A 24,695-nucleotide genomic window follows, 5' to 3' on the forward strand; every position below is an offset into this window, starting at 1 on the left:
AGCGGCCTGGGATCAGGGAAAGAACTCGGAAGCTGGACTGGTCGCGGACAGCTCTTGCGCCGCAGCCAGCAGCTGCTGCGCCAGCGCTTGTATCCGCGGCTCATCCAAACGCGCACTGGGTCCGGCAATACTCAATACGCCAATGCAACGTCCATGATCTGGGCTTAAAACCACGGCAGCCAACGCAGAAGTACCAATGGCTGAGCTTTGCTCAACCCAGGCATAGCCCAATTGCCGTGCCCGCTGCAGATAGCCAAGTAAATCTGCAGCGTCACGGGGCGCGTTTGGCCCTAACTGTTGCGGGTCAAGCACTGGCCCTTGCTGCTCTACCAATGCCAACGCCGATGCGTCATCCATACTCGCCAACCATGCATGGCCGGATGCGGTATAAAACAACGGCGCATCGCGCCCCATATCAGGGTCATAGCGTAGGCCACCTTTTGCGCCCTGGGCCTTGGAAATCCAGGTCAGGCGATCGCCATCAATCACGCCAAGACGCACCAGCTCACCGCACTCTTCGGCCAATCGATCGAGAATCGACTGAACAACATCAGAGCCTGCATTCGACAAATAGCGAAAGCTCAGCGCCACTAACTTGGTCGACAGCTGATACCGGCTGTTGTCGGGATTCTGCCTTACATAACCCAAGCGGATCAGTTCGGCCAGCATGCGGTGGGTCGCGCTTTTGGGGATATTCAACGCGTCTGCCAGGCTCTGCATCTGCAAACCTTGAGGCTCTTGCGTCAGACTTTCCAGAAGGCTGAGCGCGCGTTCGATCTGACTACCGGCCATAGTGCTGAAACCCAGTTTGAATTTGTGCGGGGATTCTAACGGCATCGTTCAAGGCAGGGAACTCACCGCGTTTATTTACCACAACAGCGGTTAGCGTTAACCCATTGAAATGCGCTTAGTCGCTGCAGGCAATTGTTGCTTGGCAGTTGAGCTTATGCAAATTACAATTTGGAACACAGTTCCATTTTTAACAATATGCAAAATGAGACTATTGCCTTATGCCTGATACAGCCACTCAATTGCCCTGCGCAGATGCAGATATAAACTGCGACTTGCTTGTCATCGGCTCAGGAGCTGCTGGATTGTCTGCCGCCGTGACAGCTGCCTGGCATGGGCTGAACGTGGTCGTTGCAGAAAAAGATGAGGTACTTGGCGGCGCAACGGCCTGGTCAGGTGGCTGGATGTGGCTGCCCCGTAATCCCCTTGCGCAGCGTGCCGGGATCAACGAATCCATTGATCAGCCTCGCACCTATTTGCAGAACGAACTGGGCGTCCAATTCAACGCCGAGCGGGTTGATGCCTTTCTCAATGCCTGCCCTTCCATGGTGTCGTTCTTTGAGCAAAACAGCGCACTGCAATTTGCCGAAGGCAATGCCATTCCGGACATGCACGGCAACACACCAGGAGCGGCAACCGGTGGCCATCAACTGATTGCAGCGCCTTATAACGCCCTGCAGGTACGCGACCTACTGCCGCGATTGCGCAAAACCATGGCTGAAACTTCATTTATGGGCATGCCCATCATGGCCGGTGCAGACTTGGCTGCATTTCTCTCGATGACCCGCTCGCCGAAAGCCTTGATGCATGTGAGTAAACGCTTCACGACCCACCTCTATCATTTGGCGCGTTACGGTCGCAGCATGCACTTGGTTAACGGCGTTGCTTTGATTGCACGGCTGGCCAGATCCGCTACTGATCTGGGGGTGCAATTGATCGATTCAGCCCCCGCCGTGCGCCTGCTGCAAGAGCAAGAACGCATCAGCGGTGCAGTACTCGCGGGTAAAAACGGTGAACGCAGTGTGCGCGCCAAAGCCGTGTTACTGGCCACAGGCGGCTTTCCCCATGACGCGGCGCGACGCCAAGCAATGTTTCCACGCGCCGATCATGAGCACCTGGCATTACCGCCCAAATCCTGCAGTGGCGATGGTTTGCGTCTGGCGGAGGCTGTTGGCGCTCAAGTCAGTGCCGAACTGCAATCGCCTGTGGCCTGGGCTCCAGTGTCCAGGGTGCCCTATGGTAATGGCCGCTTTGGACATTTCCCGCACATTATCGAACGCGGTAAGCCCGGCATTATCGGCGTGCTGCAAAACGGCAAGCGCTTCGTCAATGAAGCCCACGGCTATTACGACTACGTTTCGGCGATGATCAAACAAGTCCCCGCAGATCAGGAAGTTTGTTCATGGCTGATCTGCGACCATCGCTTTCAACGCCGTTATGGCCTCGGTTTTGCCCGCCCGGCCCCCTTACCTGTTGGTCCACATGTGCGCAACGGCTACCTCAAACGCGGCGCAACTCTTGAGCAACTGGCCGAGGCCTGCGGCATTGACGCAGAAGGTCTGGTGCAAACGGTCCAGCGCTTTAACCAAGCAGCGCGCGACGGCGAAGATCCCGAGTTTGGACGTGGCACGACAGCGTTCAACCGTAAAAATGGTGACCCGCTGCACAAGGGCAAGAACCCCTGTGTAGCGCCCATCGAAAGCGGCCCTTTTTATGCAGTGAAGGTTCAACCCGGCAGTTTCGGCACTTTCGCGGGCTTGCACACAGACGCTAACGCCTGCGTGCTCGACGCAGCGGGAAAGGTGATTCCCGATTTATATGCAGCGGGCTCGGACATGGCCAGCATCATGGGCGGATTCTATCCATCCGGCGGCATCAACCTTGGCCCAGCCATGACATTTGGCTACATCGCAGCCTGTCATGTGGCAGGCGCTTCCCCTGTAAAGGCCTTTAACTGACTTGAGACGACGCGGTATTTGTCCACCCTTGCATAAAAAACCGGGATTTAAATCCCGGTTTTTTATTTCAGCGTTAAGTGAATCAAGCCGTTGCAGTAGAGCCACGCTTGAACAGGCGCTTGACCCCTGGTGCACGGCTTAGCAATAGCAGAATCAATACTGCGCACAAGAAAGCCGATAACGGATTGCTGATCAGCTCTTGAAGCAGCGCAACTGGGCTATCCCCGACGGAAGACATCGCCTGACGATAGGATGTATCCATCAGCGGCCCAAGAATGACGCCGAGGATTATGGGCCCCATCTGGAAGCCGAAGAGTTTCAGCAGATAACCCACAAAGCCAAAGCTAAGCATCCAGGTCACATCACTCATGTTGCTGTTAATCGAGTAGGTGCCAACCACGCACAGCACCAGAATAACCGGCACCAGGATCGATTTAGGCAGCTCAACAACTTTGGCGAACAGCTTGATCCCCATCAACCCGAACACCAGCAGAAAGATATTCGCCAACGCCAGGTTGCCCACGGTGAACCAGAATATATGCGGGTTTTCCACCATCATCAGTGGCCCCGGGTTAATCCCGTGAATCACCAGTGCACCGAGGATTACTGCTGTTACCGCATCCCCGGGCATGCCCAATGTCAGCATGGGCATGTACGCACCACCCACTGCCGCACTGTTGGCGGTCTCTGGCGCGACCAGCCCTTCATAAGCGCCCTGACCAAATGGTCGTGATGGGTTTTTCACGGTGCGTTTAGCGTGATCATAGGCAAACAATGCCGCGATATCACCGCCAGCACCCGGCAATGCACCGACCAATACGCCGATCAATGAAGTGCGAATCGACAAGGGCAAGAACTTCAGCACCAGTCGCAGTGGCGGCACAATCTTGCTGACATCCTGCCGAACCGGCACCTGCTTGAGGTTATGCAGCTGATAAAGCGCCTCAGAAACACCAAACAGACCGATCATGACCGCGACATAGTTAATGCCGCCCAAAAGGTCCATGTTGCCCATGGTAAAACGGCCTTGCGCGGTCACCGGGTCCATGCCGACCATACTGATAAGCACGCCAAGTGCGGCAGCAAATACACCTTTGGCCAAGGAGTCCGTGGCCAGACTGCCCACCAGTAACAACCCCAGCATGGCAATCAAGAAATAGTCGCGCGGGGCGAACTCCAATGCGAATTCAGAGAGATAGGGCGCTAATAGCGCCAACACCAAAACGCTGATCAGACCGCCGATAACCGACATGACGGTCGTCAGTCCAATTGCCCGCCCTGCTTCACCGAGCTTGGCTAGTGGATAACCATCAAAGGAAGTCGCAACCGCTGCCGGAGTCCCCGGCATATTCAGCAAAATAGACGCCCGCGAGCCGCCATACACACCGCCGACAAATATACCGACGATCAGCGCCAGCGCATCATTGACCTCCCATGAAAAGGTAAATGAAACCAGCAAAGACACCGCCATGGTCACGGAAAGCCCAGGCATCGCGCCAATGTAAATACCGGCAAAGGTGCCAAGCGCAGTGAGCATAAGCAACTGGGGGTCAACCCAGGCCATGGTCAAGAATGAAAACATATCAGTCATTGTGGCAGTCTCGACTCAGGGCAAATAAACATGGAAAACCAGAGAAAACAGCGCATAGATAAACAGCAGCGAGCCGCCTGCAATCAACAGCGCATAAAACACCCTGCCCCGCATCAAATAAATCATGCTGCACGCCAGAAACACCAAGGTGCACGGGTAGAACCCCAGGTAATACATGGCGACCACATAGACAATGCACAACGTCGAGAACACCAGCACGTCGGCCGGTAGATTAACCCGGCGAAACGCTCGTATTTGGTCCAGCAGGCCGCTTAACTCTGGAGGCTGACGGCGATAAGAGCCGATCAGAATAACCAGTGACGAAATGCCTAGCGCCAGACCGGCTCCCATTGGCAAGGAGCCCGAAGAGTTGGCGATCTCAAACCCAGCAATGCTGAAAGCTTGATAAATAACTGCAACACTAAAAATCAGCAGCAACCAATAGAACGTCCGCTCAAGTGGCTGCAGCGGATTCTTGGATTCAACGTTCATAACAGACCTCCCGAACTGGATGGACAGCGATGCCTATCCAGTTCGCCCAGCAAAACGACGTTTAAGGCTTTGGAATGCCCAGCGATTCAGGCGAGACCTTAACTGCGCCAGCTTTGTACATGGACCAGGTGGTCACTGACTGCCAGCGGTCAAGATAGGCTTTGGCATCAGCACCGCTCAGGTTCAGCGGGGTGGCGCCAAAGTTCTTGATAAAGGTCTGTGCTTCGGGCGTTGCCAGGGTTTTGCTGAATGCCTCGGTCAGCTTTTGCTTGATCGGCTCAGGCGTGCCTTTACGCACCCACACGCCCCAGAACGGGCCCCAAGGCAGGTATGAGGCAATCTCCGGCAGCGCTTTAGTGATAGGCGGGACACCCGGCAAACTGTCTAGCTCTTCAGTGCCGACGACAGCCAAACCTTTAAGCTTGCCAGCAGCGATCTGCTCACGAGCAGCAGCCATACTGAGCGGCATAAAATCGATATGCTTGCCCAGCAATGCAGCAACACCTGGGCCGTCGCCCGCAAAGGTCACTTCACGCACATCCAGTGGCTGAATCGAGCTGATCATTGCATGTACGCTACTCGGCAAGCCGCCAGCGCCGGTGCTACCCATACGCAAGGTTCCGGGGTGAGCCTTGGCGTCAGCCAGTAGTTCTTCCATGCTGTTCCATGGGCTATCAGGTGGCGTGGCGATTACCGCCATGTTCTGGCCGATCAGGCTAATCAGATCGAGTCCGTTGTAATCGAAGTTGGCAAGACCAAGTAGCGGATACAACTGCGGGTTTTCAGCGCCAATCAGCAAGGTATAACCGTCGGGACGTTGCTTCATGACGAAGCTAGTTCCAATCACACCGGTTCCGCCCGGGCGATTAGAAATGATCAGGCTTTGCCCCAACTCTTTTTCGACCAGCGCGGCCAAACTGCGGGCGACGTTGTCGGTGGCACCACCCGGGCTCCAGGGAACAACGGCTTGAATATTACGTTCGGGGTAATCGGCATGGGCCGGCAACGCGGCCAATAGGCAGGTAGAAGACAGCAGAACACCTGCAACAAGATGTTTGAACATGTTAAATCCTCTGAGCTTTTTATGGTTGTTGTGCTCTGCCCGTTCGACTCCATTGGGTCGCTCGTGACAATCCGGTAACAATCTTCAAGATTGCAAATTAACCAGTTAGTACAATTTATTTGCTATAGCCACGCCCCGTCAAATACTGCGAGGTTTTGCCGTCCGATTACCGCACAACTTAGGGATCTATACCGATAATCGACAGCTCACTGCAAGCATCTAAACCGCTACTTGAGAAATGAAATCAAGCGTCATACAACTCAAGGTATTCAGCGGCACTTGCCCGTAAAGCTTCACAGCACCACTGCGCTGCGAGGGTTGCGGCCGTTGAGGGGTTGCTACAAATGCCCACTGAACCGCCCGGCTCTCTCAACCCCAGATCCAGCATCACCAATTCACCTCGGTCCAAATCTTGGCGTACGGCATCATGGGGGGCGACCCATACCGCCGCGCTGGATTGCACATAGCGCCGACTCAATGCCACGGACAAGGTTTCCAAGCGCTGTTGCGGTAAATGAATACCACATTGCACGTAGAGACTGTCGGCATAGCGGCGAATAGTCGTGCCAGCCAGCGGCAACACCACCGGGTAGTCACCCAAGCGGCTGCGGTCATTCAGATTGACCTGCAGCAATGGGTGACCAGGACTGACCACCAGCACCATCGACTCGCTATACAAATGCTCGAATGTTAGCCCGGCAATCTGTGGGCTGTCGGTCATACGGCCAACCACCAAATCCAGCGCGCCAAGTCGTAACTGGCCCAATAAATAGGCACTTGGCCCAGTCTCGATGCTAACCACCACAGCGGCATGTGCATCGTGCAGACGCTTGACCACGTCGGGTAACAACGAGCTTTCGACCGTTGACAGAACCCCAAGACGAACCACGCCGGCTTCATGCTCTCCAGAACGCAAACTGCGCACCCCTTCTTGCAATGCCTGCACACTTGGACCGGCATAACGCAAAAAAGCTAAGCCTGCAGCAGTCGGCGCAACCCCCTGCTTACTGCGGTCGAATAAGCGGCTGTCGAGAATTTCCTCAAGCTCTTTAAGGGTTTTTGAAACCGCTGGTTGGCTGATGGCTAGCTCACCAGCAGCGCGCGCCAAACTGCCTTGGCGCGCCACTTCAAGAAAGCACAACAGGTGGCGAAACTTGATGCGATTATCGATATTCATGTAGGGCTCAATTCAACGCTGCATACGGAAGGCTTTAGGCGTAAGCCCGCAACCACGCTTGAAGAAGCGGGAGAAATAGGCCGGCTCTGAAAACCCCAGACTATCGGAAACCTGATTGACCGTCATCGCGGTATAAACCAGGCTGCGCTTGGCCTCCAACAATAATCGTTGGTTGATCAACTGTAAGGCTGACTGCCCTGCCAAACGCCGACTCAAGGCGTTGAGATGGGCGGCGCTGATGCCCAATTCACCGGCGTAAAATTCAATGGGCCGGTGCCCGCGATAGTGAGCTTCCAGCAAGCCGGTAAAACGTTGCAAGTGCTCTCGACCGCGATCTGGAACCTGCGCATCATTGCAATCCAGTGCTTGCGAACGCCGAGCAACCCACACCAACAAGGTGCTGATCAGTGATTGCAGCATCAGCTCGCGACCCAACGCCTGATCGTTGTATTCCTCAACTATCGAATCAAACAAAGTCCTTATATACGCATGCTCTGATCCCAGCGGATAACAAGCGGCAGTGGCCAGTGGCGTACTTTCCAAAGCGCTGCTGAGCGTATCGACCAAGGGTTGAGCGAGACTTAAAATATAACCTTGCACATCCTCGGAAAAGCCAAATCCATGGACACTGAAGGCAGGTACAACTTGTAGCGATGCCTGGCTCACACTATTGATTTGACCCTCGACCTCAAGCTCTGCCTGCCCTGCCTGAACATACAGCAACTGCACCAGATCACCATGGCGATGCGGCTTTATCTGCCAGTCGTGCAGGCGGCTGCGCTCAGGGATGGACTCACAATGAATCAAGTCTGGCGTCGGCCAGGCAGCCGTTTCGCCGTATAACTTGAACACCGGCACATGAGTGGTGGGTGTCTTGCTCATTGGCCAGCCATCCTCGGAAAGTCCATAAAAGTAATCGGATAGTGCCTTCAAAAGCCTCAGCATTCCACCAAAAATACAGCGACTTCAACCACATCGAGCCAGCAACCCGGCTCGCACAGGACAATAAAAATGAAGACTCAAGTCGCTATTATTGGTGCCGGCCCGTCCGGGCTTCTGCTTGGCCAGTTGCTGCACAAAGCAGGCATCGACAACATCATTATTGAACGTCAGACCCCGGATTACGTACTTAGCCGCATTCGAGCCGGGGTGCTCGAACAAGGCATGGTTGACCTGCTGCGTGAGGCTGGCGTAAGCCAACGCATGGACAGCGAAGGCCTGCCCCATGACGGCTTTGAATTAGCCTTCGCTGGGCGTCGCGAGCGTATCGACCTCAAGCAATTGACGGGCGGCAAGACGGTGATGATCTACGGCCAGACCGAAGTCACCCGAGACCTGATGGAGGCCCGAAAAGCCAGTGGTGCTGAAACCTTCTACGACGTCAAAGACGCCAAGCTGCATGAGCTCAAGGGCAGCAAGCCCCACGTAACCTTCACCCTCAACGATGAACTCGTACACCTGGACTGCGACCATATCGCGGGCTGCGATGGCTTCCATGGAGTCTCCAGGCAATCCATTCCAGAGGGCGTGCTGAAAGAGTTTGAACGGGTCTATCCGTTCGGCTGGCTCGGTGTGCTCGCGGATACCCCGCCAGTCAATGAGGAGTTGATCTACGCCAACCATGAACGCGGCTTTGCCTTGTGCAGCATGCGCTCCCCTACTCGCACGCGTTATTACGTACAGGTTGCGGCCGAAGAAAAAGTTGAAGATTGGCCCGATCAGCGCTTCTGGGATGAACTGAGAAGCCGTTTGCCTGCAGATACCGCACAGCGCTTGGTTACTGGCCCTTCGATCGAGAAATCTATCGCGCCGCTGCGCAGTTTCGTGGTCGAACCCATGCAATATGGTCACCTGTTTCTAGTCGGCGATGCAGCCCACATTGTTCCCCCCACTGGCGCCAAAGGCCTTAACTTAGCGGCCAGTGACGTCAATACCTTGTACCGAATCCTGCTCAAGGTTTATCGCGAATACCGCATTGACCTGCTCGAGCGCTATTCCGAGGTCTGCCTGAAACGCGTCTGGAAAGCGGAGCGATTCTCTTGGTGGATGACCACAATGCTGCACAAATTCCCCGATACAGATGCCTTTAGCCAGCGCATGCAACAAACCGAGTTGGATTACTTTGTCGGTTCTGAGGCCGGGCGTACAACCATCGCCGAAAACTATGTCGGCCTTGAATATGAGCCCATTGAATAAGGCGTTCTACATGCAGAGTCAGCCACAAACGAGCATGATAATTGCGACCAAGACTGCTGCTAATGCGTGTAAAAATACAGCCTTTATCCACGATTCATAAATAACCCAACCACGGTTGCGAGCTTGCGGCTGCTCTACTTCGGCCTAGTATGTCAGGCACTAACGATTAGGAAATTTCGCTATGTTCGCTGAGTTCAAAAAGCGCGAGTGCCAGGTTAATGGGGTCAGTATTAGTTACCGTATAGGTGGAACAGGGCCTGGCCTTCTGCTCCTCCACGGACACCCGCAAACCCATGTGATTTGGCACAAGGTTGTCGAGCAACTCGCTCAGCACTTCACCGTCGTTGCAGCCGATCTGCGCGGCTACGGTGACAGCAGTAAACCGAGTAGCGACGAGGAGCATCTGACCTACTCAAAACGCGCAATGGCTCAGGATAACGTCGAGCTGATGCGTGCACTGGGCTTCAATAAATTCGACGTATTAGCCCATGATCGCGGTGCTCGGGTTGCCCACCGCATGGTCGCTGATCATGGCGCAGCAGTGCGCCGCCTGATCATGCTGGATATCGCGCCGACCTTGGCCATGTACACTCAGACCACCGAAGCGTTTGCGCGGGCTTACTGGCATTGGTTCTTTCTGATTCGCCCAGCGCCCTTCCCCGAACGCCTTCTGGAGTCGGACCCCGAGTTTTATCTACGCAGCGTCATGGGGACGCGCAGCGCCGGTATGCAACCCTTCACGGACGAAGCCTTTGCCGAATACCTACGCTGCTTGCAACTTCCGGGAACGGCTCATGCGATATGCGAGGACTACCGCGCCAGCGCCGGTATCGATTTACAACATGACCAGCAAGACCGCAAAGCGGGTTTGCGCGTTGAGACACCGTTGCTGGTGTTATGGGGAGCTGAAGGCGTGGTCGGGCGCTGTTTCGATCCGTTGCATGAGTGGCGCTTGATCGCGACCAATGTGCAAGGCAAGGCGCTGCCTTGTGGTCACTACATCCCCGAAGAGGCACCTGAGCAGCTGCTTGCCGAGGTAATACCTTTCTTGACAACGCCGTTATAGAAAACACTGTTGACCAAGTTAGCGGTGTACTTGCCTGCAGTCTGAAAGATGGCAAGCCGCCAACTTGGGGTTTAAGCACCCATCATAGTCGCCATGCTATATTTCACCTATCGTGAAAAAAATGGTGCTTTATGGAGCCTATCAACACAGTTCGTGAGCAATCCCCACTGCCTGAGGACCTCCGTGTTTTCCTTGCGGTCATTCGCAAACAAAGTTTTGCCGGTGCTGCTGATGAACTGGGCGCTTCTCCGGCCTACGTCAGCAAGCGCATTCAGGTTCTCGAAAGCGCCCTCAAAGCCCGTTTACTCCATCGCACAACCAGGCGTATCGCTTTGACCGAAGATGGCGAGCGTGCACAGCGCTGGGCCGTGCGCATCCTTGGCGATCTTGATGATCTGTTCGATGAGCTTTCTCAGGCCCGGCATACCCCACGAGGACTGGTGCATATCAGCAGCTCGTTTGGCTTCGGTCGAAATCATGTCGCGCCTGCCATTTCCCACTTGGCAGAACAATACCCTGAGCTGGAAATCCGCCTGGAGGTATTCGACCGTGTGGTTGATCTGGTCGGCGAAGGCTTTGATCTGGAGATTCGTGTCGGGGATGACCTGCCGGGTCAACACATCTGCAAGCGTCTGGTCAGTAACAAGCGCATTCTCTGTGCGACGCCCGCTTATTTGCAGCGACGGGGTGTTCCTGAAAGTCTGGAAGACTTACAACACCACGATTGTCTGGTGATCAAGGAGGGCAAAAACGTTTTTGGCGTCTGGGATCTGGACAACGCAGGCAAACAGCACTCAGTCCGGGTCAGCGGGCCGCTATCCTCAAACAACGGCGAGATCGTGCTGCAATGGGCGCTCAAGGACCGAGGCATTTTGTTGCGCTCACTCTGGGATGTGAAACCGCTTCTGGAGACAGGGGAATTGGTTCAGGTACTCCCCGAGTACAGCCAGAGCGCCAACGTCTGGGCGCTCTATCCGACGCGTTTATCCAACTCTGCCAAGCTGCGCGTTTGCGTCGAATTTCTGAGCGAGCATTTTAAAGCCCTTTCTCTGTGACGAAACATGAACTCAACCACGCGTGCGGCATACCCGCACGCGGTTCATGATCGGCTTACGCCAGCCAAGGGTTCTGCTGCAAATGCCTGGCCTCAAAGGCGTTAATTTGCTCGCTTCGTTGCAGCGTGCCGCCAATCGCATCCAAACCGAGCACCAGCGATTGTTTGCGCAACGCATCGATCTCAAATTCAATGCTGCGCCCGTCATGCAAGAGGATTTTTTGCTGTTCAAGATCAATGCTTATCGTCGCGTTTTGCCCCTCTGCTGCCAACTGGCCTAAGGCTTGAATCTGCGCCTCACTGAGCTGGATCAAGAGCACGCCATTGCGTTGGCAATTATCAAAAAAAATGCCAGCAAAACTACTGCCTATCAGTGCACGAATACCTAACTGCTTTAACCCCCAAACCGCGTGTTCTCGACTTGAGCCACAGCCAAAATTTGGCCCTACGACAAGAAAGCAACTGTCCACCCATGGCTGCTGGTTCAGCACAAACTCTGGGTTGGCCTTACCATCGGCCAAGAAACGCAGGTCGAAAAATACGCCCTTATCCAAGCCACTGCGGTCAATACCTTTGAGAAATTGCTTGGGCATGATCACGTCGGTATCAACATTGGCTGCAAGCATTGGCGCGACAACCCCACTAACAGTTTTGAAAGCTTGCATATCAGGCCTCCTCAGCCATACAGCGCACGTCGGTTAGATGGCCACGTATTGCAGCAGCGGCAACCATGGCGGGGCTCATAAGGTGAGTGCGCGCGCCTGCACCCTGGCGACCCTCGAAGTTGCGGTTGGTACTTGATGCGCACCGATCACCAGACGCCAGCACATCGTCATTCATTGCCAGGCACATCGAGCAACCCGATTGACGCCACTCGAAACCAGAATCGATAAACACTTGCGCAATACCTTCTGCCTCGGCTTGCTCTCGCACTTGGGTCGAACCCGGTACGATCATTGCCCGCACATGAGTTGCAACTTTCTGACCACGAACCACACGGGCTGCGTCACGCAAGTCTTCGATTCGGGCATTGGTGCACGAGCCAATAAAGGCGTGACTGATTTGAATATCGCTCAACAGCGACCCTGGCTCCAGCCCCATATAGCGCAGCGCGCGCTGCAGATCCTGACGGCGAATCAAGTCGCGTTCATTCATGGGGTCCGGCACACAACCGCCAATGGCTGCGGCTTGATCGGGACTTGTACCCCAAGTCACCATTGGCTCCAAACCCGCAGCATCAAGCTCAACTTCACGATCAAACTGTGCACCTGCATCGGTGTACAACTCACGCCAACTGACTAGTGCCTGATCCCACAGCTCATCTTTTGGCGCTCGCGGCTTGTCTGCCAGATAAGCGTAAACCTTATCGTCCGGAGCCATAAATGCACCACGGGCACCGGCCTCAACGGCCATATTGCAAATAGTCATGCGCGCTTCAACACTCAGCGCAGTGATCACAGGCCCGGCAAACTCGATGGCATAGCCGGTTGCACCTGAGGCACCGATACGCTGTATCAAGGCCATGATAATGTCCTTGGAAGTCATACCCGCGCCCAACTCGCCCAGCACCGTCACCCGCATGGTTTTCAAGCGTTTATAGACCAGTGTCTGGGTGGCCAGCAGGTGTTCGATTTCAGATGTACCGATCCCAAAACCAAAAGCGCCCAATGCCCCATAAGTCGTGGTGTGACTGTCACCCGCGGCGATCACCATTCCTGGCAAGATAAACCCCTGCTCAGGCGCGACGACATGCTCAATGCCCTGGCGTTTATCCAACACATTGAACAGCTCAATACCGTATTCATTGCAGTTCTCCTGAAAATAGGACACCTGCAAAGCGCCACCCGCATCAGCCATTGCGGCAACGCGCTTGGGGCTGGTCGGATTCACATGGTCAACCACCGCCAAGGTTGCGCTCGGGCGTCGAACCCTTCGATTAGCCTCGCGCAAACCACTAAACGCTTGCGGACTGGTGTACTCGTTGGCGACTTGCCGGTCGATATAAAGCAGCACATGCCCTTGATCGTCCAAGGTGCAGACTGTATGAGAATCGATGTGCTTTTGGTAAAGCGTTCTGGGGCCGCTCATGGTGTTCTCGCTCAGGCAGATTGAAGGCTTCACAGCCACTAGTCATACCAACCATGATATTGAGTGCAATATGCAACTCAACAGCCATTAAGTAATGCCTGAGTACACGGTTCGTGAATAGTAACTCCATCTTCAGGCCGAAGCCGTGCCCTACGGCGGCATGAGAATTAAGCTAGAGGAGTAAGCGCGAGGACAGAGCATTGCGCTCCGATTGGGGTATCTGAAAACAAAAAGCCCCGCAGATCATTGATCTGCAGGGCTTTTTTGAAAGTGGCGGTGAAGATGAGATTCGAACTCATGATACGATTTCTCGTATACACACTTTCCAGGCGTGCTCCTTCAACCGCTCGGACACTTCACCGGGTCTCGACATGCATTGCTGTCTGTCGAGGCGCGCTAATGTAGCCGAACAAAGCTTTAAAAGCAAAAGTTTTTTCAGAATTTTCATGTGCTTACCCTTTCATCACGGCAACCCTCCGCCGGCTTGCCGGCCCTGTGAAGCAGGCCCAAACATTGGGTTATCATAAGATGGTAAAAATAGAAGCACACTCAAGACATGACAAGGATGGTTATGCGTTCGCTAAATCTATGGCTGATCACATTTATCGGTGCCTGCGCACTACTGCTCACCGCATTAGCCCTACCAACACTAGACCATAGACCTCTTTCACACTGGGCGATGAATGTCGGTGCGTACGCTAGCGCCTTGACGATTTCCCTGCTTTACCTTGCTGCATGGTTCATTGCCCCTGCCAAACACCGCGGCTCGCAATTGGTAATGCTCTCAACCTACATTCCAACACTGCTGATCAGTTTGGTAACCGGCGCGGTATGGGGAGCTGTGGGTCATGTCATGGAAACCGAAGGCATGGACTTCAACAGTGCCCTCAATCGAGCAGGCACATTACTTTATATCGGTTACATACTGTCATTAGCTGTTTTTAGCTGTGCAGGGTTGTATCTGGTGCGTGCCCGCAAGCAACACGGGACGCAGGCAGCGCAGGTATAAGCACGGCGTCATTACTGACTGATCAGTCGCTTATAGCGCTTTACCGACGGGCTCGGGATGGGTAACGTCTGCGCATCTTCAGCACAAGGATTTCGACCATGAGCGACCTGATCAGCTACCAATTAGAAGATGGCATCGCCACGCTCACTCTGAGCAATGGCAAAGTTAATGCTATTTCCCCCGATGTAATTGCAGCCTTTAATCAGGCCCTGGATCGCGCAGAACAGGATAAAGCCGTTGTTGTCATTACCGGTCAACCCGGCATTCTATCAGGTGGTTACGACCTCAAAGTGATGACATCTGGCCCACAAAATGCCATCGATCTGGTTGCGGCAGGCTCGACGCTGGCCAGACGCATGTTAGCGTTCCCCTACCCGGTTGTTGTTGCCTGCCCAGGTCACGCCGTTGCCAAGGGCGCATTTATCCTGCTTTCTGCTGACTACCGTTTGGGTACTGAGGGCAAGTTCAGCATTGGCCTCAATGAAGTTCAGATCGGCATGACCATGCATCACGTGGGTATTGAGCTGGCCCGTGACCGCCTGCGTAAATCGGCTTTCCACCGTTCGGTCATCTGTGGCGAGATGTTTGATCCACAAGGCGCTGTCGAAGCAGGCTTCCTTGATAAGGTTGTTCCCGCGGAGCAGTTGATGGCGACAGCACAGGCGGTTGCCCAACAACTGAAAAAAATCAATATGACTGCGCACAAGAACACCAAGCTCAAAGTTCGCAAGGCGCTGCTGGAAACCCTCGACCAGGCCATCGAGTTGGATAAAAGCATCACCCTCTAACCTTTGCAGTTTTGCGGTTATTGATGGGGGAGCAACGCCAAGCCTGTTCGCAGTGGGTCGTAAGTAGCCCAGGATTCGCGGCCGAAGCAGCGGATGAATAAAGCCTCATTCACCCACCCGATCGCGCTAAAGCCCGGATTTTCCGGGCTTTTTTGTGCCGATCATATTCACACACAGTTATTGTGTTTTTGCTGGTCAGCCGCAATTGCTGAAAACAGTTTACAGCCGTACACTGCGCGCCTTTTAGGTTAAACGAGCGTATTCAATGCTTTTTATTCTGCGCATGGCGTTAATGGGCGTGCACTTTATTATCGCTGGCGTGCTGGGTTTATTGGTTGGTATTTGCCGCCCGTTTAACCCTGATAACAGCCGTATTTGTGCACGCATCTACTCGCTACCGGCACTGCGCATCCTAAATCTAAAGGTCATCCCGCAAACGGATGGACTGCGTGACCACAGTAAATCATGCGTGGTGATTGCTAACCACCAGTCCAACTACGATTTGTATGTGCTTGGCCGAGTGGTGCCCTATCGCACTGTGAGCCTCGGTAAGAAAAGCTTGAAATGGGTGCCTTTTTTCGGCCAGCTCTATTGGTTGGCTGGCAATATTTTGCTCGACCGTGGCAACTCGCGCAGTGCTAAACAGGCGATGCTACAGACCACCGAAACGCTTAAGCACAAAAACACTTCCATTTGGGTATTCCCAGAAGGCACGCGCCATCCAGGCCCGCAAATGCTGCCATTTAAGAAAGGGGCATTTTTAATGGCGATTGCCGCTGGCGTTCCCATTATTCCGGTTTGCACCAGCACGTATGCAAACCAACTGCAGGTCAATAAATGGAACAGCGGCACGATCATAATCCGCTCGCTGCCCGAGATCCCCACCACTGGGATGAGCGTCGCCGACGTGCCCGCATTGATCGAGACTTGCCAAGCGCAAATGCAGGCGTGTATCGAGAGCATGAATAAAGAGCTGGCTCAAGCTTAAGCGCCAGCCACTCAACCAGCCCGCGTCAGCAATACTGAGCGCGGGCTTTTTTGTGCTTCAACCCAGCGATTGATTCAGCACGAAGGCCTTACTCAGGCTAAGCTGGGCGCATATCGGAACACGTTGGCTGAGTAGAATATGGATAAGAGTGTTGTTGCAGCAGCAGTGTATTGCCAGGGGAAAAAGGTCAGGGATATTAGTCTGGAGGACGATGTAACTTGGGTGGGTAAGCCCGGACATTTTGCCTGGATAGGCCTTAAGGACCCTGAACCTGAGGTATTCACCAAGCTCCAGGCGCAATACCACCTGCACGAACTGGCAATCGAGGACGCGCTGCTTCGCCATACAAGACCCAAGCTCGAAACCTTTGGTGACGCGCTGTTTATGGTGCTTTACTCCCCCATTCTTGAAAACGGCGAGCTGGAATTTGTCGAAACTCAGTTATTTGCGGGCTCGGGTTATGTAATCAGTGCCCGTTATGGCCAATCTGCTCCTTACTCAAGTGTGCGCCAACGCTGCGAGGCACGGCCGCTGTTGCTTGAACACGGCGAGGACTTCGTGCTGTACGCCCTGCTCAACTTCGTCACTGAGAACTACCGGCCAATAATGGACAGCTACAACAGCACGCTGGAAGAAATCGAACAAACGGTGCTTAAAGATGCTGTAACCATGGCCGATGCGGTGAAAATCCAGAGCCAACGCCGTGACTTGCTGCGCTTGCGCCGCAATATCAGTCCGCTGGTGGAGATCTGCCAAGAGCTGCAACGCCTAGACTTCCCGTTTATAGACAAACAAATGCGCCCGTACTTCCGGGACGTGGCGATCCATGTAAATCGCCTGTTAGAAGACCTAACGGCGCTGCGTGAAATGGCAGACCATGCAATCGAAATCGGCCTACTGATGGATTCTGCCCGGCAAAGTATTACCCAACGCAAGTTTGCAGCCTGGGCAGCAATTCTGGCCTTTCCAACCGCAATCGCTGGGATTTACGGCATGAACTTTCACAACATGCCAGAACTGAACTGGCAATACGGTTACTTTGGCGTACTTGGATTCATCGGGGCAGGCTGCGTCAGCTTATTCGCCAGCTTCAAATACCACGGCTGGCTGTAAAACCATAAAGCCCAGCTTGGAGCTGGGCTTTATGGTTTTATGCAGAAGCTGAAGCTTAACGTCCGTTGGCCACAAAACGCATCATCCACTCGGCCACTGCATGGCCTTGATGGGCGTCTTTCAAGCTATCAACGCCCTTACGGTAGTTCTGCTCACCGATGTGCTGCTGGCGAATATCCAGCAAGGTCTTCGAGTAATCGTGGATAAACTCGGGGTGCCCCTGGAAGCAAAGCACCTGATCCTCAATGCAATAAGCTGCAATCGGGCAGAACTCGCTCGACGCTAACAATGTGGCGTTTTCCGGCAGCTTGGTGACTTGGTCTTGGTGGCTGATCAGCAGCGTCAGGTCATCAAGCACTGGCGTCATCCACTGTGGCTTGTTGGCCAAGTCATACCGATGAATGCCCACGCCCCAACCTTGAGCAGCACGTTTGGCCTCACCGCCCAACAACAGTGCGAGTAACTGATGGCCAAAGCACACACCGAGCAACTTATCGCCACGGGTATAGCGCTCAAGCAAATAGGTCTTGAGTGTTTGAATCCAGGCGTCTTCGCCGAATGAGTCAGCCTTGCTACCGGTTACCAAGTAGGCGTCGAATTGCTCGCTGTCCGCCGGATACTCGCCTTGCATAACGTTGTATACGGTGAACTCAGCGGCAATCGGCTGGTTCGCAAACAGGCGCTCAAACATCTTGCCATAGCCTTGGTATTGATCGATCAGCTCGGGGCGCAGTACGTCTGTTTCAAGAATACAAATTTGCAACGGCATGGAAGTGTTCCTGGTGAGCGAGTGGTTATGCATTGAGTAGCAAAAATCCGTCCAAGTTCGATAAACGGCGCGATCAGTGCCGTTTGCAAAGAACGGTTTTTGCGAGCGCCAGTAGCCTGCCTTGAGAAACCTCAGATGGCAAGAGCCCAGCACTAAGGATTAGACATAGCTGAGCAACGTTGAGACACAGCGGCCCCCTTATATCAGTGGCCTTGATAGTCACCATAACGACCATTCACTTCTGTTAATTCTCGCCGCGACGGATTATCGCTCCATCGGGCAGCCGCCTACTTAGACAGAAGGAAACTCATCATGAATAGTTTCGCCGCAATCGCCAGCTTGATCGCCGCATCAGCATTTACTGGCAGCATAAATGCTGACAGTCAGCGCCAGCTGGATAAAGCCCAAAGCGTTGCAACTCAAGGGCAAAAGCCTTCTGTCTCATCCAGCAAATAAATCACACAAGGGTTTATTTGCAGCCTCAGGAGCGGGTTATGAGAGTCGAATCCATCACTCAACAAAATGTCTATGCAGTCACCTACGCCACGCTTGATGACCGTGGGATTCACTACGAGTCGGAACTGGCAATCCAACTCGCTGACGGTAAGTTGGCCACCTTACGAATGCCGACCCAGCTCAGTGAGCGCAGGGCTATTGAACAGGTGATGTGCGAGCAATACGGCTGTTGAGTGCACCCATTCCAGGTTGAGACAACGCAAAGCTTGTTCACCATGCCCCGGCAAACCGCTCTTTTTGGCCATAAGTCGAGAAAGCGGCTTGCCCCTACTAACTGAACTGACAATCACCAATATCCGCTACAGCTCAATTTTAGGTCAACGCACCATGAAACTGAAAAATCGCAATCTGCTGATCATCGCGGCGCTGGCAATCATGACCAACGGCCTGTCTTTATTCGGGCTCAACTACGGCTCTGCAGGTGCATTGGCGCGGACCATTGAGTGCAATTCAAATATTGCGCGAAACCTGCAAGTCGCCCAACAACTGAAATTAATGACCAGCACCCCGCCAAATAAAGCAGATTGTGTATTCGTTAGCCGCTTTGAGCTTGGCAGTTTTGCATCGGCCTAAGCCTTAAATAACACCCTGGGAAAGCATAGCTCTCGCAGGGTGTGGGACTGACCCTCTCATTAACCGGCTCAAGATCGGCCGGCTTTCCATTCGCCCCATGAGGGCTTAAAATGCCTCTCCCTTCGCGGCCTTATCCAAAAGCAAAGCAGGTGGATTGAAGCGCTCGCCGTACTGTTCAGCCAGATACTCGGCGCGGGCAATAAAATCCTGCAAGCCATACTGGTTAATGTACTGCAGCGCGCCACCAGTCCAAGCAGCGAAACCAATGCCGAAGATTGAACCTATGTTGGCGTCAGCCACTGAGGTCAAAACGCCCTCTTCCAGACAGCGCACGGTTTCTATAGCCTGAATAAACAAGATACGGTCACGTACGTCCTGCTGTGAAATTTGCGCAGAGGCCAGCTCAAAAGCTGTCTTCAGTTCAGGCCAGAGGTATTTCTTGCCACCTTCTGGATACTCATAAAAACCGCCACCTGCGGCCTTGCCTGGACGTTTGTATTCGTTGAGCATCATGTCGATAACCGCAAAGGCTTTGTGCTGAGGCAATTGCTTGCCTTCGGCTTCGAGGTCCTTAATGGTTTGTTGGCGTACGTGATTCATCAGGCTCATCGAAACTTCATCACTAATTGCCAACGGCCCCACCGGCATCCCAGCTTTGCGCGCTTCGTTTTCAATCAGTGCGGCACTTATACCTTCGCCGAGCATGGCAAGGCCTTCGTTGGTGAAGGTGCCAAATACCCGCGAGGTGAAGAAGCCGCGGCTGTCATTGACCACTATCGGGGTCTTTTTAATCTGCATCACGTAATCAAAGCCACGGGCAAGCGTGGCGTCACTGGTGTGTTCGCCACGGATAATCTCAACCAGCGGCATCTTGTCGACTGGGCTGAAAAAATGCAGGCCAATAAACTTATCTTGCTTGTCGACGGCCTTGGCGAGGCCAGTAATTGGCAAGGTTGAGGTGTTTGAAGCAATCACCGCATCACTCAATGCATGACGTTCTGCTGCAACAGTGACTTTAGCTTTAAGCTCGCGGTCTTCAAAAACCGCTTCGATGATCAAGTCGCAGCCAGCAAAATCCGCCTCGTTTTCACTGGGTATGATCAAGGCCAAAAACGCATCACGCTTTTCAGCGCTCATGTGTCCGCGAGCCACTTTCTTATCGAGCAACTTGGCCGAGTAGGCTTTGCCCTTCTCTGCCGCCTCAAGTGATACATCTTTGAGTACCACTTCGATCCCTGCCGCGGCTGAGACATAAGCGATACCGGCCCCCATCATGCCAGCACCCAGCACACCGACTTTCCGTGTAAGGGCGGGTTCAAATCCTTTAGGCCGAGAACCGCCCGCATTGATTTCATTGAGCTGAAACCAAAAGGTGCCGATCATGTTTTTGGCTACCTGGCCGGTTGTCAGCTCAGTGAAGTAACGGGTTTCGATCAGTTGCGCGGTATCGAAATCAACCTGCGCGCCCTCAACGGCGGCACACATGATTTTCTCTGGCGCGGGAAAGCAGCCTTTGGTTTTATCGCGCAAGACGGAGGGTGCAATTGCCAACATTTGCGCAATATTAGGGCTCGACGGAGTGCCACCCGGTATTTTATAGCCCGGCGTATCCCAGGGTTGTTTAGCGTTCGGATTGTCGCTAATCCAGGCCCGGGCCTTGGTCATCATGTCGTCTTTATCAGTGGCTAGCTGGTGAATCAAACCCGCTTTCAGCGCTGCATCTGGGCGAACCTTTTTACCCTCGGCCAGAAACGACAGTGCTTTCTCCAGACCGAGCAAGCGCACCATACGCACCACGCCACCACCGCCGGGCAGTAATCCAAGGGTGACTTCAGGCAAGCCGATTTGCACACTGCTGTTATCCAGTGCGATGCGCTGGTGGCAAGCCAAGCAAATCTCCCAACCGCCTCCTAAAGCCGCCCCATTGATAGCCGCCACCACGGGTTTACCCAGCAGTTCAAGGCGGCGTAATTGCGCTTTAATGCCAAGTACCATGTGGTAAAAATCACTGGCATCGGCCTTGGTGACCTTGATCAATTCGTTTAAGTCGCCGCCTGCAAAAAAAGTTTTCTTGGCAGAGGTAATGATCACCCCGCAAATGCTGTCTTTTTCAGCTTCTAATCGATCAACCGTTGCCGCCATTGCTTCACGGTAAACGGCGTTCATGGTGTTGGCACTTTGGCCCGGCATGTCGAGAGTCAGGACGACAATATTGTCCTGCCCTTTTTGGTAATCAATTGCATCTGTCATTTTGTGTTTTCCCTAGCGCTGGGAGAGCTTCAGCGATGTTGCAAGCAGGCTTGCATGCACGCGCGAAACGCTGATTAAGTTCGTTCAATGATGGTGGCAATGCCCATACCGCCGCCGACGCACAAGGTGGCCAGGCCGTAACGCAACTCGCGTCGTTCCAGCTCATCGAGCAAGGTGCCAAGGATGGCGCAACCTGTTGCACCCAGTGGATGGCCCATGGCGATCGAACCCCCGTTGACGTTGACCTTGTCTTCACTGACGCCCATGTCCTTCATGAACTTCATCACGACAGACGCAAACGCTTCATTCACCTCAAACAGATCGATGTCGGCGACATTCAAGCCTGCTTTGGCCAATGCCTTACGTGTAGCTGGCGCAGGGCCGGTGAGCATGATGGTTGGGTCCGTGCCGGTGACTGCAGTGGCGACTATCCGTGCACGTGGCTTCAGGCCTAGCTCACGGCCTTTGGCTTCAGAACCGATCAACATCAAGGCAGAGCCATCGACGATGCCTGAGCTATTGCCGGGTGTATGCACATGATTGATACGTTCAACGTGGCTATAAACCCGCAGCGCCGTGCCATCAAAGCCCATTTGCCCCATCATTTCGAAACTCGGCTTGAGCTTGCCCAAACCTTCAGCAGTTGAGTCACCGCGGATAAACTCATCATGGTCAAGCAATACAATGCCGTTTTGATCCACCACCGGAACCAAGGACTTGCTGAACGAACCATCAGCACTGGCCCGGGCGGCTTTGTGCTGCGAACGCAGTGCATAGGCATCGACATCGGCACGGCTGAAACCTTCAAGCGTGGCGATCAAGTCAGCGCCAATCCCTTGCGGTGTGAAATGGGTATGCATATTGGTTTCAGGGTCCATTACCCATGCCCCACCGTCGGACCCCATGGGAATTCGTGACATCGACTCTACACCGCCGACCACCACCAAATCCTCAAAGCCAGACCGTATCTTCATTGCGCCTAGATTGACTGCTTCAAGCCCTGAGGCGCAAAACCGATTAAGTTGCACACCCGAGACACTCACATCCCAATCGGCAACCATAGCTGCCGTTTTGGCAATATCTGCGCCCTGATCACCGACCGGGGTCACGCAACCCAGAACAATGTCATCTACATGGCTGGTATCAAGGTGGTTCCGTGTTTGCAGTGCGCTTAGCAGCCCGGCAATCAGGTTGACCGGTTTGACACTGTAGAGCGCCCCATCTTTCTTACCCTTACCGCGGGGCGTGCGCACCGCATCAAAAATATATGCTTCGGTCATAACGGCCTCAAACCTTCTTTGGAGGTGGATAGCGCAACGGCGTGTTAGGTCGCGGGCAGCAACCTGAATACATTGTTCAGTACACACAATACGCCGCCCGACGCTCGCCTCAATGACCGAACTGCTCAGCGCCATTGACCGCTTTGTTCATGCCAACACAGTGGCGTGGTGAAAGTCTCTTTTAACTGTCAGACAAACGGTTAACTGATGGCACTTTGCCCGAGCGCAACAATGAATGCCTCTGGCTCAAGGGTTGCTTTGACCCAATGCGAGTTCGACAGAACAACAAGTTGTTAAAGCCACAAGATTTACATCCAAGTCATCTAGATTTGTTGTGATAGACATCTAAGATAAAAAATCTACAGTGCGTTAACACACACTAAAAACATCAATGATGATGGGGCCTAATTCCCAGCTGCCGCACCTGTAGTTTCGGTGAACATTTTGGACGCGAAGCGCCTTCAGTTGAAGGGCTAACGACTGCACCCAAATGACAATTTGTTATTCCAACAATAAAAGGCAATTGCCATGCGTAATCAGCCAAAAATCCGCCAAGCCAGCTTGATTGTATTTGTTGTTACAGTCGTTCTGATCATCCCCAACCTGACCCACATCATCAGGTAGCGTTCGCCCAGCCCGAATCTATTTATCAACGATCAGTGCGCAGATTCATACGCCTCATTGGCGCTGTTGAATTCTGCACTAAAGAGTCTTTGCTGCTATGTTAGCCCTACCAGTAATGGTCAAAGGAGACGATCATGCGCGTATTAATGGGTTTAGTTGCGTTGTGCTTAAGCGCAACTGTTTTGGCGGCCGATGTTGACCAGCTCACGGCAGTCGACGCGCTGCAAACAAAGGATGCGTTGTTGATAGATGTGCGGACCGACCAAGAGGTTGCTAGCGGAATGCTGCAAGGTGCCGAGCACGTCGAGTATCAGGACATCGCTGCAAAAATCAGTCAATTGCAGCCCGATAAAGACGCGCCGATTGTGCTGTATTGCAAAAGCGGACGACGCTCTGGCATCGCCCAGGACGAGCTTACCAAGCTGGGCTATAGCAACGTGATTAACGCGGGTGGTTATGACGAATTGAAGTCGGTACTGGAGGCAAGTGATTGAAGCTCCATAACCTCTTTTGTACCGCGCTTTTTTCAGTATTTTTTACCTACACAACCAGCCATGCCGCTGAGCTTAGTGTTGAGTTGGGCGAGCAGAGCAGGCGCTGGTCGACAGCTGAGTTACTTGCGCTGCCACAGGTGCGGGAAATCAAGATCACCGCCGATGTTAGCTACAAGCGTGATATGACTTACAAGGCTGTGCCCGTGGCTGTACTGCTCAAGTCGGTTAAGCCCAGTGAGCATATCCAAGCGATTGCTGCTGATGGATTTGCCGCAGAACTACCGGCAGCACCTCTGTTAAATAACAAAGGTGCAACCGCTTGGCTGGCGATTGAGGAGCCGGGCAAACCCTGGCCTGCGCTGAATAAAAAAGGTGAGAGTGCGGGCCCCTTTTACCTCGTGTGGGACAAGCCTGAAGCAAGCCATATCGGCCCTGAACAATGGCCATTTCAAGTCGCCACCTTACGCCGACTGGCTCCGGTTGCAGAGCGCTTCCCCGCGCTCCTGCCAGCCGCCGATGCCAGTGAGGACGTGAAGCTCGGTTTTGCTCAATTCCAAAAAAATTGCTTGGCTTGTCACCGCCTCAACAAGGCCGGTGACTCGCAGTTTGGGCCAGACTTGAACCTGCCACACAACCCAACTGAATACTTCAAGCCAGAGTTTCTCAGCCGCTATATTCGTGACCCGCAAAGCATGCGCCACTGGCCCCAAGGCAAGATGCCGGGTTTTACAGAAAGCAGTATCAGCAACACTGAGCTCAGTCAGCTAGTGGCCTACCTAAGCCATATGGCCGGCCGCAAAACTCAATAAAGCCCTTG

General features: G+C 53.7%; 24 protein-coding genes and 1 tRNA gene. 13 read left to right on the forward strand and 12 right to left on the reverse strand.

Going from position 1 to position 24,695, the window contains the following annotated elements; genetic code table 11:
• Positions 1-12: 12 nt before the first annotated feature.
• Positions 13-792 (reverse strand): IclR family transcriptional regulator, encoded by a 780-nt coding sequence (locus ACIGCM_RS10715; protein ID WP_397502049.1) that lies wholly within the window; start codon positions 790-792, stop codon positions 13-15.
• Between the two features lie 218 nt (positions 793-1,010).
• On the opposite strand from ACIGCM_RS10715, the gene ACIGCM_RS10720 reads away from it, so the two are divergent.
• Complete coding sequence (locus tag ACIGCM_RS10720) at positions 1,011-2,747, forward strand: FAD-dependent oxidoreductase (RefSeq protein WP_397502050.1); 1,737 nt, start codon at positions 1,011-1,013, stop codon at positions 2,745-2,747.
• A gap of 82 nt (positions 2,748-2,829) precedes the next feature.
• On the opposite strand, the gene ACIGCM_RS10725 is transcribed toward ACIGCM_RS10720, so the two are convergent.
• The 5 genes from ACIGCM_RS10725 to ACIGCM_RS10745 form a co-directional block, all read right to left on the reverse strand.
• Positions 2,830-4,338 (reverse strand): tripartite tricarboxylate transporter permease, encoded by a 1,509-nt coding sequence (locus ACIGCM_RS10725; RefSeq protein WP_397502051.1) that lies wholly within the window; start codon positions 4,336-4,338, stop codon positions 2,830-2,832.
• A gap of 15 nt (positions 4,339-4,353) precedes the next feature.
• Positions 4,354-4,830, reverse strand: a complete 477-nt coding sequence (locus ACIGCM_RS10730) for a tripartite tricarboxylate transporter TctB family protein (protein WP_397502052.1) — start codon at positions 4,828-4,830, stop codon at positions 4,354-4,356.
• A gap of 61 nt (positions 4,831-4,891) precedes the next feature.
• Positions 4,892-5,893, reverse strand: a complete 1,002-nt coding sequence (locus ACIGCM_RS10735; protein WP_397502053.1) for a tripartite tricarboxylate transporter substrate binding protein — start codon at positions 5,891-5,893, stop codon at positions 4,892-4,894.
• 244 nt (positions 5,894-6,137) lie between these two features.
• On the reverse strand, positions 6,138-7,070 hold the full coding sequence (gene pcaQ, locus ACIGCM_RS10740) for a pca operon transcription factor PcaQ (RefSeq protein WP_397502054.1): 933 nt from the start codon (positions 7,068-7,070) through the stop codon (positions 6,138-6,140).
• A 12-nt stretch (positions 7,071-7,082) separates the two neighbouring features.
• Positions 7,083-7,952, reverse strand: a complete 870-nt coding sequence (locus ACIGCM_RS10745; protein ID WP_397502055.1) for a helix-turn-helix domain-containing protein — start codon at positions 7,950-7,952, stop codon at positions 7,083-7,085.
• A gap of 129 nt (positions 7,953-8,081) precedes the next feature.
• On the opposite strand from ACIGCM_RS10745, the gene pobA reads away from it, so the two are divergent.
• The 3 genes from pobA to ACIGCM_RS10760 all read left to right on the forward strand — a co-directional run bounded on the left by pobA (position 8,082) and on the right by ACIGCM_RS10760 (position 11,387).
• A complete protein-coding gene (gene pobA / locus ACIGCM_RS10750) occupies positions 8,082-9,266 on the forward strand; it encodes a 4-hydroxybenzoate 3-monooxygenase (RefSeq protein WP_397502056.1) in 1,185 nt (394 codons plus the stop codon).
• Positions 9,267-9,447: 181 nt separating this feature from the next.
• A complete protein-coding gene (locus tag ACIGCM_RS10755; RefSeq protein ID WP_397502057.1) occupies positions 9,448-10,332 on the forward strand; it encodes an alpha/beta fold hydrolase in 885 nt (294 codons plus the stop codon).
• Positions 10,333-10,463: 131 nt separating this feature from the next.
• Positions 10,464-11,387, forward strand: a complete 924-nt coding sequence (locus ACIGCM_RS10760; protein ID WP_397502058.1) for a LysR substrate-binding domain-containing protein — start codon at positions 10,464-10,466, stop codon at positions 11,385-11,387.
• 55 nt (positions 11,388-11,442) lie between these two features.
• Here the strand turns inward: ACIGCM_RS10760 and leuD are convergent, their stop codons facing one another.
• The 3 genes from leuD to ACIGCM_RS10775 form a co-directional block, all read right to left on the reverse strand.
• Entirely contained in the window at positions 11,443-12,051 is a 609-nt protein-coding gene (leuD, locus tag ACIGCM_RS10765; protein ID WP_397502059.1) for a 3-isopropylmalate dehydratase small subunit, read from the reverse strand.
• A gap of 1 nt (position 12,052) precedes the next feature.
• On the reverse strand, positions 12,053-13,474 hold the full coding sequence (gene leuC / locus ACIGCM_RS10770; protein WP_397502060.1) for a 3-isopropylmalate dehydratase large subunit: 1,422 nt from the start codon (positions 13,472-13,474) through the stop codon (positions 12,053-12,055).
• A 271-nt stretch (positions 13,475-13,745) separates the two neighbouring features.
• Positions 13,746-13,835 (reverse strand) — tRNA-Ser (locus ACIGCM_RS10775).
• A gap of 210 nt (positions 13,836-14,045) precedes the next feature.
• Here ACIGCM_RS10775 and ACIGCM_RS10780 point away from each other — a divergent pair.
• The 4 genes from ACIGCM_RS10780 to ACIGCM_RS10795 all read left to right on the forward strand — a co-directional run bounded on the left by ACIGCM_RS10780 (position 14,046) and on the right by ACIGCM_RS10795 (position 17,372).
• The gene (locus ACIGCM_RS10780) at positions 14,046-14,483 is read left to right on the forward strand and encodes a hypothetical protein (RefSeq protein ID WP_397502061.1); all 438 of its coding nucleotides are present in this window, start codon (positions 14,046-14,048) and stop codon (positions 14,481-14,483) included.
• Between the two features lie 98 nt (positions 14,484-14,581).
• On the forward strand, positions 14,582-15,271 hold the full coding sequence (locus ACIGCM_RS10785; RefSeq protein WP_397502062.1) for a crotonase/enoyl-CoA hydratase family protein: 690 nt from the start codon (positions 14,582-14,584) through the stop codon (positions 15,269-15,271).
• Between the two features lie 265 nt (positions 15,272-15,536).
• Entirely contained in the window at positions 15,537-16,259 is a 723-nt protein-coding gene (locus ACIGCM_RS10790; protein ID WP_397502063.1) for a 1-acylglycerol-3-phosphate O-acyltransferase, read from the forward strand.
• Positions 16,260-16,397: 138 nt separating this feature from the next.
• On the forward strand, positions 16,398-17,372 hold the full coding sequence (locus ACIGCM_RS10795) for a magnesium and cobalt transport protein CorA (protein WP_397502064.1): 975 nt from the start codon (positions 16,398-16,400) through the stop codon (positions 17,370-17,372).
• 55 nt (positions 17,373-17,427) lie between these two features.
• On the opposite strand, the gene ACIGCM_RS10800 is transcribed toward ACIGCM_RS10795, so the two are convergent.
• Positions 17,428-18,141 (reverse strand): amidotransferase, encoded by a 714-nt coding sequence (locus ACIGCM_RS10800; protein WP_397502065.1) that lies wholly within the window; start codon positions 18,139-18,141, stop codon positions 17,428-17,430.
• 312 nt (positions 18,142-18,453) lie between these two features.
• Here ACIGCM_RS10800 and ACIGCM_RS10805 point away from each other — a divergent pair, with 312 nt between their 5' ends.
• From ACIGCM_RS10805 to ACIGCM_RS10815, 3 genes are all read left to right on the forward strand, one after another.
• The gene (locus tag ACIGCM_RS10805; protein ID WP_397502066.1) at positions 18,454-18,597 is read left to right on the forward strand and encodes a hypothetical protein; all 144 of its coding nucleotides are present in this window, start codon (positions 18,454-18,456) and stop codon (positions 18,595-18,597) included.
• Positions 18,598-18,635: 38 nt separating this feature from the next.
• The gene (gene ptrC / locus ACIGCM_RS10810) at positions 18,636-18,830 is read left to right on the forward strand and encodes a type III secretion system co-regulatory protein PtrC (protein ID WP_397502067.1); all 195 of its coding nucleotides are present in this window, start codon (positions 18,636-18,638) and stop codon (positions 18,828-18,830) included.
• A 154-nt stretch (positions 18,831-18,984) separates the two neighbouring features.
• Entirely contained in the window at positions 18,985-19,230 is a 246-nt protein-coding gene (locus ACIGCM_RS10815) for a hypothetical protein (protein ID WP_397502068.1), read from the forward strand.
• A 105-nt stretch (positions 19,231-19,335) separates the two neighbouring features.
• Here ACIGCM_RS10815 and ACIGCM_RS10820 read toward each other — a convergent pair whose 3' ends face one another.
• Complete coding sequence (locus ACIGCM_RS10820) at positions 19,336-21,480, reverse strand: 3-hydroxyacyl-CoA dehydrogenase NAD-binding domain-containing protein (RefSeq protein WP_397502069.1); 2,145 nt, start codon at positions 21,478-21,480, stop codon at positions 19,336-19,338.
• Positions 21,481-21,554: 74 nt separating this feature from the next.
• On the reverse strand, positions 21,555-22,760 hold the full coding sequence (locus ACIGCM_RS10825; protein ID WP_397502070.1) for an acetyl-CoA C-acetyltransferase: 1,206 nt from the start codon (positions 22,758-22,760) through the stop codon (positions 21,555-21,557).
• A 758-nt stretch (positions 22,761-23,518) separates the two neighbouring features.
• On the opposite strand from ACIGCM_RS10825, the gene ACIGCM_RS10830 reads away from it, so the two are divergent.
• Positions 23,519-23,878 (forward strand): rhodanese-like domain-containing protein, encoded by a 360-nt coding sequence (locus tag ACIGCM_RS10830; protein ID WP_397502071.1) that lies wholly within the window; start codon positions 23,519-23,521, stop codon positions 23,876-23,878.
• Between the two features lie 83 nt (positions 23,879-23,961).
• Positions 23,962-24,687, forward strand: coding sequence for a c-type cytochrome (locus ACIGCM_RS10835; protein WP_397502713.1), 726 nt, complete (start codon positions 23,962-23,964; stop codon positions 24,685-24,687).
• Positions 24,688-24,695 lie beyond the last annotated feature (8 nt).

Origin of the sequence: Pseudomonas sp. NPDC078700 (assembly GCF_044542375.1) — a bacterium.
In the GTDB taxonomy this organism is placed as follows: Bacteria; Pseudomonadota; Gammaproteobacteria; order Pseudomonadales; family Pseudomonadaceae; genus Aquipseudomonas.

What these genes read in the sequence shown, in the direction of transcription:
- ACIGCM_RS10715 (WP_397502049.1), bottom strand. Translation starts at nt 792, where the DNA reads ATGGCCGGTAGTCAGATCGAACGCGCGCTCAGCCTTCTGGAAAGTCTG.
- ACIGCM_RS10720 (WP_397502050.1), top strand. Translation starts at nt 1,011, where the DNA reads ATGCCTGATACAGCCACTCAATTGCCCTGCGCAGATGCAGATATAAAC.
- ACIGCM_RS10725 (WP_397502051.1), bottom strand. Translation starts at nt 4,338, where the DNA reads ATGACTGATATGTTTTCATTCTTGACCATGGCCTGGGTTGACCCCCAG.
- ACIGCM_RS10730 (WP_397502052.1), bottom strand. Translation starts at nt 4,830, where the DNA reads ATGAACGTTGAATCCAAGAATCCGCTGCAGCCACTTGAGCGGACGTTC.
- ACIGCM_RS10735 (WP_397502053.1), bottom strand. Translation starts at nt 5,893, where the DNA reads ATGTTCAAACATCTTGTTGCAGGTGTTCTGCTGTCTTCTACCTGCCTA.
- pcaQ (WP_397502054.1), bottom strand. Translation starts at nt 7,070, where the DNA reads ATGAATATCGATAATCGCATCAAGTTTCGCCACCTGTTGTGCTTTCTT.
- ACIGCM_RS10745 (WP_397502055.1), bottom strand. Translation starts at nt 7,952, where the DNA reads ATGAGCAAGACACCCACCACTCATGTGCCGGTGTTCAAGTTATACGGC.
- pobA (WP_397502056.1), top strand. Translation starts at nt 8,082, where the DNA reads ATGAAGACTCAAGTCGCTATTATTGGTGCCGGCCCGTCCGGGCTTCTG.
- ACIGCM_RS10755 (WP_397502057.1), top strand. Translation starts at nt 9,448, where the DNA reads ATGTTCGCTGAGTTCAAAAAGCGCGAGTGCCAGGTTAATGGGGTCAGT.
- ACIGCM_RS10760 (WP_397502058.1), top strand. Translation starts at nt 10,464, where the DNA reads ATGGAGCCTATCAACACAGTTCGTGAGCAATCCCCACTGCCTGAGGAC.
- leuD (WP_397502059.1), bottom strand. Translation starts at nt 12,051, where the DNA reads ATGCAAGCTTTCAAAACTGTTAGTGGGGTTGTCGCGCCAATGCTTGCA.
- leuC (WP_397502060.1), bottom strand. Translation starts at nt 13,474, where the DNA reads ATGAGCGGCCCCAGAACGCTTTACCAAAAGCACATCGATTCTCATACA.
- ACIGCM_RS10780 (WP_397502061.1), top strand. Translation starts at nt 14,046, where the DNA reads ATGCGTTCGCTAAATCTATGGCTGATCACATTTATCGGTGCCTGCGCA.
- ACIGCM_RS10785 (WP_397502062.1), top strand. Translation starts at nt 14,582, where the DNA reads ATGAGCGACCTGATCAGCTACCAATTAGAAGATGGCATCGCCACGCTC.
- ACIGCM_RS10790 (WP_397502063.1), top strand. Translation starts at nt 15,537, where the DNA reads ATGCTTTTTATTCTGCGCATGGCGTTAATGGGCGTGCACTTTATTATC.
- ACIGCM_RS10795 (WP_397502064.1), top strand. Translation starts at nt 16,398, where the DNA reads ATGGATAAGAGTGTTGTTGCAGCAGCAGTGTATTGCCAGGGGAAAAAG.
- ACIGCM_RS10800 (WP_397502065.1), bottom strand. Translation starts at nt 18,141, where the DNA reads ATGCCGTTGCAAATTTGTATTCTTGAAACAGACGTACTGCGCCCCGAG.
- ACIGCM_RS10805 (WP_397502066.1), top strand. Translation starts at nt 18,454, where the DNA reads ATGAATAGTTTCGCCGCAATCGCCAGCTTGATCGCCGCATCAGCATTT.
- ptrC (WP_397502067.1), top strand. Translation starts at nt 18,636, where the DNA reads ATGAGAGTCGAATCCATCACTCAACAAAATGTCTATGCAGTCACCTAC.
- ACIGCM_RS10815 (WP_397502068.1), top strand. Translation starts at nt 18,985, where the DNA reads ATGAAACTGAAAAATCGCAATCTGCTGATCATCGCGGCGCTGGCAATC.
- ACIGCM_RS10820 (WP_397502069.1), bottom strand. Translation starts at nt 21,480, where the DNA reads ATGACAGATGCAATTGATTACCAAAAAGGGCAGGACAATATTGTCGTC.
- ACIGCM_RS10825 (WP_397502070.1), bottom strand. Translation starts at nt 22,760, where the DNA reads ATGACCGAAGCATATATTTTTGATGCGGTGCGCACGCCCCGCGGTAAG.
- ACIGCM_RS10830 (WP_397502071.1), top strand. Translation starts at nt 23,519, where the DNA reads ATGCGCGTATTAATGGGTTTAGTTGCGTTGTGCTTAAGCGCAACTGTT.